Source organism: Allochromatium tepidum, from assembly GCF_018409545.1.
Lineage (GTDB): Bacteria > Pseudomonadota > Gammaproteobacteria > Chromatiales > Chromatiaceae > Thermochromatium > Thermochromatium tepidum_A.
Genome location: NZ_AP024563.1, coordinates 2053110 through 2066268 on the forward strand (window position 1 = coordinate 2053110; position 13159 = coordinate 2066268).

The window sequence follows — 13159 nt, forward strand, 5'->3', positions numbered from 1 at the left end:
CACCCGATCAGCCGACCCAGACGCGCGCATTGCGGAACAGCCGCATCCAGGGACCGTCCTGACCCCAGTCATCCGGATGCCAGGAGTTCTGGACGGCCCGGAAGACGCGCTCGGGATGCGGCATCAGGATGGTGACGCGCCCGTCGGTGGTGGTCAGTCCGGCGATGCCGTTGGGCGAGCCGTTGGGGTTGGCCGGATAGCGTTCGGCGATCCGGCCGTCGTTCTCGACATAGCGCGCCACCACCCAGGGTTCGGCCGCCGCCAGATGGGCCGCGTCGCGGAACTCCGCCCTCCCCTCGCCATGCGCCACGGCGATCGGCATCCGCGATCCGGCCATGCCTGCCATCAGTGCCGAGGGGGTTGCCTCGACCTGGAGCATGAGCGTGCGCGCCTCGAATTGCTCGGAGCGGTTGCGCACGAAGTGCGGCCAGTGATCGGCACCCGGAATCAGCTCGCGCAGGTTGGAGAGCATCTGGCAGCCGTTGCAGACACCGAGCGCGAAGGTGTCGGTACGCGCGAAGAACGCCTGGAACTGATCGCGCGCGCGGGCGTTGAACAGGATGGTCTTGGCCCAGCCCTCGCCCGCGCCCAGCACGTCGCCGTAGGAGAAGCCGCCACAGGCCACCAGACCCCGGAAATCGGCCAGATCCACGCGCCCGGCGATGACATCGGATAGATGCACGTCGACACAGGAGAAGCCGGCGGCATGGAAGGCGGCGGCCATCTCGATCTGACCATTGACGCCCTGATCGCGCAGGATGGCGATCGGCGGACGCGCCCCGCGTTCGATGTAGGGTGCGGCGATGTCGTCGTCGGGATCGAAGGTCAGGACCGCATTCAGGCCCGGATCGGGTGCGCCGATACGCGCGAAGGCTTCGGCCGCGCACTCGGGATCGTCGCGCCGCGCCTGCATCCGGTAGCTGGTCTCGGACCAGAGCCGTTGCAGCTCGGCACGATCGGCCGTGAACAGGGTGCAGCAACGATGACAGATACGGATCTGGTCGCTGTCGTCGAGCAGCCCGATCACCGGGCTGAACTCGGCCAGACCGTGGTACTCCAGGATCTGGAGCACATCATCCGTGTCGGTATGGCGCACCTGGATGACCGCGCCCAGTTCCTCGCTGAACAGGGCGGCGAGCACGTCGGAGCCGATCGCGGCCAGGTCGATGTCCAGACCGCAGTGTCCGGCGAAGGCCATCTCGCACAGGGTCGCGAGCAGACCGCCGTCGGAGCGGTCGTGATAGGCCAGGATCATGCCCTCGGCGCGCAGTTCCTGGAGCGCCGCGAAGAAGCGTTTGAGCAGATCGGGATCGTCGAGGTCCGGCGGCTCGGTACCGATCCGGTTGTAGACCTGCGCCAGCGCCGAGCCGCCGAGCCGGTTGCGCCCGCGCCCGAGATCGATCAGGATCAGATCGGTGTCGCCCTGATCGGTGCGCAGTTGCGGCGTCAGGGTGTCGCGCACGTCCTCGACCGGCGCGAAGGCCGAGACGATCAACGACAGGGGCGAAGTCATCTCGCGCCGCTCGCCCTCGGGCGTGTTCCACACCGTCTTCATGCTCATGGAATCCTTGCCGACCGGGATCGCGATCCCGAGTTCGGCGCAGAGTTCCAGACCGACCGCGCGCACCGTGTCGTAGAGCCGGGCATCCTCGCCCGGATGTCCGGCGGCGGCCATCCAGTTGGCCGAAAGCTTGATGTCGCCCAGCACGGCGATGTCGGCGGCGAGGATGTTGGTGATGGCCTCGCCGACCGCCATCCGGCCCGAGGCCGGGGCATCGAGCAGCGCCAGCGGGGTGCGCTCGCCGATGGCCATGGCCTCGCCGGTGTAGCCGCTGAAATCGCTCAGGGTCACGGCGCAGTCGGCGACCGGCACCTGCCAGGGACCGACCATCTGCTCGCGCGCCACCAGTCCGGTGATGCTGCGGTCGCCGATGGTGATGAGGAAGCTCTTGTCGGCGACCGTCGGCAGACGAAGCACGCGGGCGATGGCGTCGCTCAGTTCGATGCCGCTGGTGTCGAAGGGCGCGCCGGGTGACGGCAGACGCTCGACCTCGCGGCGCATCCGCGGCGGTTTGCCGAGCAGCAGCGAGAGCGGCATGTCGATCGGGCGCTCACCGCGCGCGGCGTCTTCGAGCGTTAGATGCTCGATCTCGGTCGCCTCGCCGACCACGGCATAGGGGCAGCGCTCGCGCTCGCAGATGGCCTTGAACTCGTCCAGCTGCTCGGCGGCGACCGCCAGCACATAGCGCTCCTGCGACTCGTTGCACCAGAGTTCCATCGGCGACAGCGAGGGATCGTCGCTCGGGATCGCGGCCAGATCGAAGCGCCCGCCGCGTCCGCCGTCGTGCACCAGCTCGGGCAGCGCGTTGGACAGTCCGCCCGCGCCGACGTCATGGATGAAGAGGATCGGATTGTCCTCACCGCGCGCCCAGCAGCGGTCGATGACCTCCTGACAGCGCCGCTGCATCTCAGGGTTGGCGCGCTGCACCGAGGCGAAATCCAGATCCTCGGCCGAGGCGCCCGACGCCATGCTGGAGGCCGCACCGCCGCCGAGACCGATCAGCATCGCCGGTCCGCCGAGCACGACCAGCGGCGTGCCCGCCGGGAAGGGGCGCTTCTCGACATGCTCGTCGCGGATGTTGCCCATGCCGCCGGCGAGCATGATCGGCTTGTGATAGCCGCGCAGTTCGTTGCGGCCGTCCGGGCCGGGGATCGCCTGCTCGTAGGTGCGGAAATAGCCGGCCAGATTGGGCCGTCCGAACTCGTTGTTGAAAGCCGCCGCGCCGATCGGTCCCTCGATCATGATGTCGAACGCCGAGACGATGCGCTCCGGCTTGCCGTGATCGACCTCCCAGGGCTGCTCGAAACCGGGGATACGCAGGTTCGACACCGAGAAGCCGCACAGACCGGCCTTGGGCTTGGCGCCCTGCCCGGTCGCGCCCTCGTCGCGGATCTCGCCGCCCGAGCCGGTGGCCGCGCCCGGATCGGGCGCGATGGCGGTCGGGTGATTGTGGGTCTCGACCTTCATCAACAGATGAATGGGTTCCTCGGACTCGCAATAGACGCGCGTTTTGGGACAAGGGATGAAACGCCGTCCTTCCCAGCCTTCGAGCACGGCGGCGTTGTCCTTGTAGGCGGAGAGCACGCCTTCGGGCGAACTCTGGGTGGTATGGCGGATCATGGCGAACAGCGAATGGGTCTGCGGCTCGCCGTCGATCACCCAGTCGGCGTTGAAGATCTTGTGCCGGCAGTGCTCGGAGTTGGCCTGGGCGAACATCATCAGCTCCACATCGGTCGGATTGCGGCCGAGCGCGCTGAAGTTTTCGGTCAGATAGTCGATCTCGTCGTCGGAGAGCGCCAGGCCCAGTTCGAGATTGGCCGTTTCCAGCGCCGGACGTCCGGCGCCGATGACGTCGACCCGCTGCATCGGACGCGGCTCGGCGGACTCGAAGAGCTGACCGGCCGAGTCCAGATCGAAGCGGACCACCTGGGTCATGCGGTCGTGCAGAACGGCGGCCGCCGCCCCCAGCACATGGCCGTCGATCTCGGCCGATTCGCCGGTCAGATAATAGGCGATGCCGCGCTCCAGACGGCGGATCGTCTTCAGGCCGCAGTTGTGCGCGATGTCGGTCGCCTTCGACGACCAGGGCGAGATGGTCCCCGGTCGCGGCACCACCAGCACCAGACGTCCCTCGGGCTCATGCGCCGGCAGGCTCGGCCCATAGCGCAGCAGACGCTCCAGGATGGCGCGCTCCTCGGCGCTGAGTTCAGCCGTCACCTGGGCGAAATGCACATACTCGGCATAGGGCCGGATGTGGAGTCCGGTCAGCTCGCGCAGCCGGTCGGCCAGTTTCTGGAGACGGAGTTCGGAGAAGGCGGGCGCGCCACGGAGGACAAGCATCGGCGTTGCTCTTTAGGGACTTGGGTGATTGTCGACAGAAAAAGACAGCTAGGTGCGCCGTTGACGCAACGCCTCATAGAGACAGACGCCGGCGGCGACCGATACATTCAGGCTCTCCACCCGGCCGCACATCGGCAGACGCACCAGACGATCGCAGCGCTCGCGGGTCAGACGGCGCAGTCCGCTGCCCTCGGCCCCCATCACCAGACCCAGGGGGCCGGTCAGATCGGCGGCATAGAGTTCGTCGCTCGCTTCGCCCGCTGTGCCGGTCAGCCAGATGCCGCGCTCCTTGAGTGCGTCCATGACCCGCGCCAGATTCGTCACCTGGACATAGGGCAGCGTCTCGGCGGCACCGCTGGCGACCTTGCACACCACAGGCGTCAGCCCGACCGCGTTGTCTTTGGGTGCGATGACGGCCTGGACGCCGACCGCCTCGGCGGTACGCAGACAGGCGCCGAGATTGTGCGGATCCTGAACCTCGTCCAAGAGTAGCAGGAATGGCGGCACATCGAGTCGATCGAGCAGCGCCGTCAGGTCGGATTCGGTGCGCGAGGACGGCACCCGCACCCAGGCGAGCACACCCTGATGATTGACCCCGGCGGCGGCTCGTTCCAGCTCAGCACGCTCGACCTGACGCAGCCGGATACCGGCCTCGCGCGCCAGATCCGCCAGTTCCTGCAGGCGCCGGTCACGCCGCAACCGCTCCAGCCAGACCTCATCGACACCCTCGGCGCCGAACTTCAGCGCCGCGCGGACACTGTGGATGCCCCCGACGGGCGCGCACTCAGTCATCGTGCTTCACAGCGTTGAACGAACGCTTGCGCTTGGAGCGCGAACGCGATTTCTTGGGCGCGGACTTGCCGGCATCGGTCATGCCGCCTTTGTCGCTCTTGGCGGCGGCTTCCGAAGTCGGACGCTCGCCCGATGGCCCACCCTGTCGCTTGCCGCGCTTGGGCTTCGCGTCAGTCGGCACCGGTTCGCCGCCCGGCTTCGGCCAGCGACGTCCGGTCTTGGCCATCGGCTCGGCGAGCACGAAATCGATCTTGCGGTCATCCAGGTTGACCGACGCCACCTGCACCCGCAGCCGGTCGCCGAGACGATAGACCATGCCGGTGCGCTCGCCATGCAGACGATGACCGATGGGGTCGAAATGATAGAAGTCGTTGTCGAGCGCCGTGATGTGCACCAGCCCATCGACACGCACCTCGTCGAGTTCGACGAAGATGCCGAACGAATTGACGCCGGTGATGGTGCCGTCGAACTTCTCGCCCAGCTTGTCCTGCATGAACTCGCACTTGAGCCAGTCCTCGGCGTCGCGCGTGGCCTCATCCGCACGCCGTTCGGTGCCCGAGCACCACTCGGCGACCTGTTGCAGCTCGGTCTTGGTGTAATCGAGATCCGAGGCCGTACCACCCGCGATCAGGTGCTTGATGAGCCGGTGCACGACCAGATCCGGATAGCGCCGGATCGGCGAGGTGAAATGGGTGTAGGCGTCGAAGGCCAGACCGAAGTGACCGGCATTGTCGGTGCTGTACATGGCCTGCTGCATCGAGCGCAGCAGCACGGTCTGGATCAGACGCCGGTCGGGGCGCTCCTTGATCTGCTCCAGCAACGCGGCATAGTCCGCCGCCGTCGGCTTCTCGCCGCCCGGCAGCTTCAGCGCCAACTGCGCCAGGAATTCGCGCAGATCGTTGAGCTTTTCCTGACTCGGCAGGTCGTGGATGCGATAGATCCCCGGCAACCGCTTGCGCTGGAACTGGCGTGCCGCCGCGACATTGGCCGCCAGCATGCATTCCTCGATCATCTTGTGGGCGTCGTTGCGCACCAGCGGCACCACGGATTCGATTCGTCCCTGCTCGTTGAACAGGAACTTGGTTTCAGTGGTGTCGAAGTCGATCGCGCCGCGCTCGGCGCGCGCCGCCTGGAGCGCCTTGTAGAGCTGATAGAGCTCGTGTAGATGCGGCAGGATCTCGGCGAAACGTTCGCACAGCTCGCCATCGCCGTCGACCACCATGGCCGCGACCTGATCATAGGTCAGCCGTGCATGCGAGCGCATCACCGCCTCGAAGAAGCGGGCGCGTGTGACCTGGCCCTCACGGTTGACATAGAGTTCGGCCGTCATGCACAGCCGGTCGACATGCGGATTGAGCGAACAGAGTCCGTTGGAGAGCACCTCGGGCAGCATCGGAACGACGCGATCCGGGAAATAGACCGAGTTGCCGCGCGCCTGGGCCTCGCGGTCGAGCGCGGTGCCGGGGCGCACATAGCTGGAGACATCGGCGATACAGACCAGCAGCTTCCAGCCCTTGGGCTTGCGCTCGCAGTAGACGGCATCGTCGAAGTCGCGCGCATCGGCCCCGTCGATCGTCACCAGCGGCAGATGACGCAGATCGACACGCCCGGCCTTGGCCGCCTCCGGCACCTCCTCGGTCAGACCCGCGATCTCGGCCATGACCTCATCCGGCCACTCGACCGGCAGGTTGTGGGCGCGGATGGCGATGTCGGTCTCCATGCCGGGGGCCAGATGATCGCCGAGCACCTCGCGAATGCGGCCGATCGGCTGGGTGCGCTGGGTCGGCTGATCCGTGATGTCGGCCACCACGATCTGCCCCTGCTCGGCACCGGCGAGCCGGTCGCTGGGGATGATGATGTCATGGGTGAGCCGCTTGTGATCCGGCACCACGAAACCGACGCCACTCTCTTTATATAGGCGTCCCACCACGCTATGGGTGTTGCGCTCCAGGATCTCGACCAGCGCGCCTTCGAGCCGTCCGCGCCGATCGCGCCCGGCCACCCGCACCACCACCCGATCGCCGTGGAAGAGCGCGCGCATCTCCTTGGGATAGAGATAGAGATCGTCCCCGCCCTCGTCGGGCCGCACGAAACCGAAGCCGTCGGGATGCCCGATGACGCGCCCGGCGATCAGGTCGCGGCTGTTGACCGGACAGAAGGCGTGATTGCGATTGCGGACCAGTTGGCCGTCGCGGACCATGGCGCCGAGACGGCGTTCGAGCGCGATCAGATCCTGTTCATCGGAGAGCGCGAGTGCGGCGGCGATCTCGTCGAACGCGAGCGGCGCGCCGTGATTGGCCAGGGTTTCGAGGATGAATTCCCGGCTCGGGATGGGGTTGGCGTACTTCCGCGCCTCGCGTTGGCGATGGGGGTCCGCGCTCTTGGCAGGTGTGGCTGATCGGCGTTTGGTCACTATAGAGGAGTCGTTGCGAATAAAGTTGTTAGTGTACCCTTGACAGGGTCATCCTGTCTCACTAATATGCGCGTCTCCACTGGGGGCGAGGCCAAAAAGCCGAAGCAAACAGTGACTGCCGAGGTGGCGGAATTGGTAGACGCGCATGGTTCAGGTCCATGTGGGCGAAAGCTCGTGGAGGTTCGAGTCCTCTCCTCGGCACCAAAGATTCCGCAATCACCCACGAGGGTGATATCGAAAAGGCGCTGCATCTCAGGATGCGGCGCCTTTTTTTATGTGTCCGTTTTCGTTCAAGATCCTCGATTGGAGCCAGCCTATGTCGATGCCGCTTTCCACGCTCACCGCGATCTCACCGGTGGATGGCCGTTATGGAGACCGCGCCGCAGACCTGCGCGCAATCTTCAGCGAATACGGACTCATCCATCATCGCGTCCTGGTCGAGGTGCGCTGGCTCCAGACGCTGGCCAATCACCCCGGCATCCGGGAAGTCCCGTCCTTCTCCGAATCCGCCAACCAGTTGCTCGACCAAATCGCCGCCGACTTCAGTCTCGCCGACGCCGAGCGGGTCAAGGAGATCGAACGCACCACCAATCACGACGTCAAGGCGGTCGAATACTTCCTCAAGGAGCGCATCGCCGAGAACGCCGAACTGACGGCCGTCAGCGAATTCATCCATTTCGCCTGCACCTCTGAGGACATCAACAACCTCTCGCACGGTCTCATGGTCCAGGCCGGGCGCGAGCGGGTGTTGCTGCCGCAGATGGACGCCCTGATCGAGGCGATCCGCGCCCTCGCCCACCAATACGCCGACCAGCCGATGCTTTCGCGCACCCATGGCCAGCCCGCGACCCCGACCACGCTCGGCAAGGAACTGGCCAACGTGGTGCACCGTCTGCGCGCCCAGCGCGCGCGCGTGGCCGAGGTCGCGCTACTCGGCAAGATCAACGGCGCCGTCGGCAACTACAACGCGCATCAGGTCGCTTATCCCGAGGTCGACTGGCCGTTGCTGGCGCAAACCTTCGTCGAATCGCTGGGCCTGACCTGGAACCCCTACACCACCCAGATCGAGCCGCACGATTATCTGGCCGAGCTGTTCGACGCGCTGGCCCGCTTCGACACCATCCTGATCGACTTCTGCCGCGACGTCTGGGGCTACATCTCGCTCGGCTATTTCAAGCAGCGCACCATCGCCGGCGAAGTCGGCTCCTCGACCATGCCGCACAAGGTCAACCCGATCGACTTCGAGAACGGCGAGGGCAATCTCGGGATCGCCAACGCCATCCTGGAACATTTGGCCGGCAAGCTGCCGATCTCGCGCTGGCAGCGTGATCTGACAGACTCGACCGTACTGCGCAACCTGGGCGTGGGACTGGCCCATCTGAGCATCGCGCTCCAGTCGATCCGGAAGGGCTTGAGCAAGCTGGAAGCCGACCCCGCTCGCCTGGCCGCCGATCTCGAAGCCAACTGGGAAGTGCTGGCCGAGCCGATCCAGACCGTGATGCGCCGTCACGGTGTCGAGCAGCCCTACGAAAAGCTCAAGGAACTGACGCGCGGACGGCGCATCGGCGCCGAAGCCCTGACCGCCTTCGTCGAGACCCTGGAGATCCCGGACTCAGCCAAGGCCGAACTCAAGGCCCTGACGCCCGCTCGCTACATCGGCGAAGCCGCCAAGCTGGCGCGCGCCATCTGAGATCCGGGCAAGGCGCGGACGGGCCTTCAGAGACGCGCCAACGCCTCATCGAGACCCTCGTAACAAGGCATGAGGGTCTCGAAGCCGCTGATCTTGAGCACTTCACGGATCTGCTCGTTGGCATTGCAGAGTCCGAAGGCGCCACCCACCTGTTTGATCTGCTTGGTGGCCTTGAGCAGCACGCGCAGACCGGCGCTGGAGATGTAGTCGGTGGCGCCGAAATCCATCAGGATCCGGCTCTCGCCCTGATCGATGGCCTGCATGATGAATTGCTCGGCCTCGGGCGAAGCCTGGGTATCCAGACGCCCCCTGGGCATGACCACCAGTACGCCGGCGTTCTTGTTCGACTCGATACTCATCTGTGTTTGGATTCCTTGGGGATCGATGGTTGAAGCAGATGGGCCGGAATCATACCGAAATCCAGGTTCCCCGCATCGATCTATCAAGCCGTGCGCGCCCCGAACCGGTCCCGGAGCTCGACCGGCGGCTAGAACGGCAGAGCATCGACGGGCGTCCGGACCGCCTGCGACAGGCCAAAAACCCTACTTTGGCTCTCTGTTTCAATCCGACATCATCGCTTATCCTCCCAATACCATGACTGCGACCCAACACGCTCTCCATATCGAACTCGCCAACCCACGCGGTTTCTGCGCCGGCGTCGACCGCGCCATCGCCATCGTCGAGCGCGTACTCGAACGCTATGGCGCGCCCATCTACGTCCGCCACGAAGTCGTCCACAACCGCTTCGTCGTCGACGGACTGCGCGAGCGCGGCGCCATCTTCATCGAGGAACTCGACGACGTACCGAACGACGCCATCCTGGTCTTCAGCGCCCACGGCGTGCCCCAGAGCGTGCGTCAGACCGCCGAGGCACGCGGTCTGCGGGTGTTCGACGCCACCTGCCCGCTCGTCACCAAGGTCCATCTGGAAGTCGCGCGCCACTGCAAGAACGGCGTGAGCGTGGTGCTCATCGGTCATCGCGGCCACCCCGAGGTCGAGGGCACGCTCGGCCAGTTCGTCGAGGCCGCCGACGGCGCCGCCATACATCTGGTCGAGAAGGCCGCCGATGTCGAATCACTGACCGTCGCCGATCCCGAACGGTTGGCCTATGTCACCCAGACCACGCTGTCGATGGACGACAGCCGCGAGATCATCGCCGCACTCCAGGCCCGCTTCCCGGCGATCCGGGGGCCGAAGAAGAGCGACATCTGCTACGCCACCCAGAACCGCCAGGACGCCATCCGCGATCTGGCCCAGCGCTGCGACCTGATGCTGGTGGTCGGCTCGCCGAACAGTTCCAACTCCAACCGGCTACGCGAGCTGGCCGAGAAACAGGGCTGCGCCGCCTATCTGATCGACGGTCCCGAAGACATCAGGCGCGACTGGCTGAGCGGTCGTGCGCGCATCGGCTTGACCGCCGGTGCATCCGCCCCCGAGATCCTGGTCGAGCGCGTGATCGCCCAGCTCAAGGACTGGGGCGCCGGCGAGATCGTCGAACAGGATGGCATCCGCGAGCAGGTCGTCTTCGCACTGCCGCGCGAACTGGCGCAAGACTCTTAGATAGGGGAAACCTGATGCGGGATGTTCTGGTCATCGGCGGCGGCATCATCGGTCTGCTGACCGCGCGTGAACTGCACCTCTCGGGCGCCGAGGTGACGCTGATCGAGATGGGTGAGACCGGGCGTGAGTCCTCCTGGGCCGGCGGCGGCATCGTCTCGCCGCTCTATCCCTGGCGCGCGCCCGAGCCGATCACGGCCCTGTCACGCTGGAGCCAGGGCGTCTATCCCGCGCTGACCACACAGCTCCTCGACGAGACCGGGATCGATCCCGAGTTCACGATCAACGGCATGCTGGTCCTGGACGACGAGGATCTCGACCAGGCACTCGACTGGGGCGCGCGCCACGGCCAGCCGATCGAAATCCTCCAGGAACCGGCGCCGCACGCGATCGAGCCCGAACTGGGGCCGCGTCCGGCGCGTGCCCTGCACCTGCCCGGCATCGCTCAGCTACGCCCGCCCCGGCTGTCGAAAGCGGTCCGGCGCGCACTCGAAAAGCGTATCGATCTGCGCGAACGCGAGGAGGTGTGCGAACTGCTGGTCGAGCAGGGCCGGGTGCGTGGCGTGCGCACACCCAAGGGTCAGGTCGAAGCCAAGCGCATCGTCATCTGTGCCGGCGCCTGGACCGCCAAGCTGCTCGAACAACTGGGCACGCCGCCGGACATTCGGCCGGTACGGGGTCAGATGCTCCTGTTCCATGCCAAGCCGGGTCAGATCAATCACATCACACTGCACGCCGGTCGGTATGCCATTCCGCGCCGCGACGGGCGTGTGCTCTTCGGCAGCACACTCGAACACGCCGGATTCGTCAAACGCACCACGGCCGAGGACAAGGAAGCCCTCTACCACGACGCCATCGACCTCTTCCCCGTGCTCAGACGCACGCCGATCGAGGATCACTGGTCGGGATTGCGTCCCGGTTCGCCGAGCGGGATCCCCTACATCGGCGCCTATCCGGGGATCGAAGGGCTGTATTTCAACGCCGGGCATTTCCGCAACGGCTTGGTCATGGGACCGGCCTCGGCACGGCTCATGGTCGATGTCATGCTCGGTCGCGAGCCGATTATCGACCCGGCACCCTATGCGTTGAACGCCGGTCGCTGAACGGTGCTGGAAGCTGACAGCCGTCTATCAAGTGTCCGACAATGGCCGGCACGACAGATCACTCGGACTTGCCGCCATGCCTGATGCGAAGCGACCACTACCGATCAGCATTCAGACCTTCCGCAAACTGCGCGAGGGTGGTTTCTGCTATGTGGATAAAACCGCGCACATCGCCACCCTGACGCAAGACAGTGGAGCCTATTTCCTCTCGCGTCCACGCCGGTTCGGCAAGAGCCTGCTGCTCGATACGCTAAAGGAACTGTTCGAGGGCAGCGAGGAACTCTTTCGCGGACTGTACATCCATGATCACTGGGACTGGGAACAGCGCCATCCGGTGATCGTGCTGGATTTCGCCGCTGGGGTGATCGACAGCCGCGCCGCTTTGGAGCAACGCATCCGGCGCCTGATCGAGTACAACGGTGAGCGTCTCGGGATTGGCTGTGACTGGCACGACAACGATGTCCCCGGCTGCTTCAGCGACCTGATTCGCCACGCCCAGGCGCAGTCCGGCCGGCCGGTTGTCGTACTGGTCGACGAGTACGACAAACCGATCCTCGACAACATCGATCGTCCCGAACGCGCCGCCGAGATCCGCGAGGGACTCAAGAACCTCTATTCGGTGCTCAAGGCGCAGGATGCTCATCTGCGCTTCGTCTACATGACCGGCGTGACCAAGTTCAGCAAGGTCAGTCTGTTCTCGGGACTCAATCAGCTCAACGACATCACACTGGCCCCCAGGTTCGCGACCATTTGCGGTTATACGCAACAGGATCTCGAAAACACCTTTGGCGCCCACTTGCAGGGCGTCGATCGGGACGAGGTCCGACGCTGGTACAACGGCTATGCCTTCCTCGGTGAGCCGGTCTACAACCCCTATGACATCCTGCTGTTCATCGACAAGGGCCATAGCTTCCGCAACTACTGGTTCGAGACCGGCAGCCCGAGTTTTCTGATCAAGCTGTTCCAGTGCCGGCGCTACTTCCTGCCGAGCCTGGAGCAGATCGAAGTCAGCGAGGAGATCCTCGATTCCTTCGATATCGAGCGCATCAATCCCATCACCCTGCTGTTTCAGAGCGGCTATCTGACGGTGGAGTCGACCGAGCAGACCTGGGGTGAACTGACCTTTCGGCTGCGGATACCGAATCAGGAAGTACGCACCGCGTTGAACAATCAGTTCATCGACGCCTATGCCGACATCAGCATCGAACGCCTGCGCTACAAAGCGGGCTTGGGCGAGGCACTGACCCAGGGCGATCTGCCGGCGCTGGTCGCGGCCATCAAACGACTGTTCGCCGGTATCCCCTGGCGCAATTTCACCGGCAATGATCTGCCCGAGTCCGAGGGCTACTATGCCAGCGTGCTCTATGCCTTTCTCGCCAGTCTCAATGCCGAGATCATTCCCGAAGACCTGACCAATCACGGGCAGGCGGATCTGACGGTGCGGATCGCCGGCTACACCTATGTCATGGAATTCAAGCTCGATCGCGGGGCGGCGGCTTCGAAGGTCGTTGCGGAGGATGCAGGAGACGCTGTTGATGGCGAGTCCGCTGAAGCGGCCAACCCCGCTCTGGAACAGATCCAGGCGCGCGGTTATAGCGAGAAGTATCGCGGTACGCCTGGGCGCGGATTGTTCGAAGTGGGGCTGGTGTTTGGCAGTGCGGCGCGCAATCTCATTCAGGCCGATTGGCGGCGTGTGGCCTGAA

The 13159-nt window shown here is 65.2% G+C and carries 8 protein-coding genes and 1 tRNA gene; 5 read left to right on the top strand and 4 right to left on the bottom strand.

Features of this window, described 5'->3' with window-relative positions; all coding sequences use genetic code 11:
• Window positions 1–7: 7 nt before the first annotated feature.
• Genes purL through rnr form a run of 3 tightly spaced genes read right to left on the bottom strand, consistent with a single transcriptional unit; the run spans window position 8 to window position 7106 of the window.
• A complete protein-coding gene (gene purL / locus Atep_RS09940; protein WP_213378389.1) occupies window positions 8–3901 on the bottom strand; it encodes a phosphoribosylformylglycinamidine synthase in 3894 nt (1297 codons plus the stop codon).
• 48 nt (window positions 3902–3949) lie between these two features.
• A complete protein-coding gene (gene rlmB, locus Atep_RS09945) occupies window positions 3950–4693 on the bottom strand; it encodes a 23S rRNA (guanosine(2251)-2'-O)-methyltransferase RlmB (RefSeq protein ID WP_213378390.1) in 744 nt (247 codons plus the stop codon).
• A complete protein-coding gene (rnr, locus tag Atep_RS09950) occupies window positions 4686–7106 on the bottom strand; it encodes a ribonuclease R (protein WP_213378391.1) in 2421 nt (806 codons plus the stop codon). The genes rlmB and rnr overlap by 8 nt, the downstream gene beginning before the upstream one ends.
• 117 nt (window positions 7107–7223) lie before the next feature.
• On the opposite strand from rnr, the gene Atep_RS09955 reads away from it, so the two are divergent.
• Window positions 7224–7310: transfer RNA gene (locus Atep_RS09955), tRNA-Leu, on the top strand.
• A 112-nt stretch (window positions 7311–7422) separates the two neighbouring features.
• Window positions 7423–8796 (top strand): adenylosuccinate lyase, encoded by a 1374-nt coding sequence (purB, locus tag Atep_RS09960; RefSeq protein ID WP_213378392.1) that lies wholly within the window; start codon window positions 7423–7425, stop codon window positions 8794–8796.
• A gap of 26 nt (window positions 8797–8822) precedes the next feature.
• Here purB and Atep_RS09965 read toward each other — a convergent pair whose 3' ends face one another.
• A complete protein-coding gene (locus Atep_RS09965) occupies window positions 8823–9155 on the bottom strand; it encodes an STAS domain-containing protein (protein ID WP_213378393.1) in 333 nt (110 codons plus the stop codon).
• Window positions 9156–9390: 235 nt separating this feature from the next.
• Between Atep_RS09965 and ispH the strand changes: the two genes are divergently transcribed.
• The 3 genes from ispH to Atep_RS09980 all read left to right on the top strand — a co-directional run bounded on the left by ispH (window position 9391) and on the right by Atep_RS09980 (window position 13158).
• Window positions 9391–10356: a 4-hydroxy-3-methylbut-2-enyl diphosphate reductase gene (ispH, locus tag Atep_RS09970; RefSeq protein WP_213378394.1), complete on the top strand. Its 966-nt coding sequence runs from the start codon at window positions 9391–9393 to the stop codon at window positions 10354–10356.
• 14 nt (window positions 10357–10370) lie between these two features.
• Entirely contained in the window at window positions 10371–11456 is a 1086-nt protein-coding gene (gene thiO / locus Atep_RS09975) for a glycine oxidase ThiO (protein ID WP_213378395.1), read from the top strand.
• Window positions 11457–11532: 76 nt separating this feature from the next.
• Window positions 11533–13158: an ATP-binding protein gene (locus tag Atep_RS09980; RefSeq protein WP_213378396.1), complete on the top strand. Its 1626-nt coding sequence runs from the start codon at window positions 11533–11535 to the stop codon at window positions 13156–13158.
• Window position 13159 lies beyond the last annotated feature (1 nt).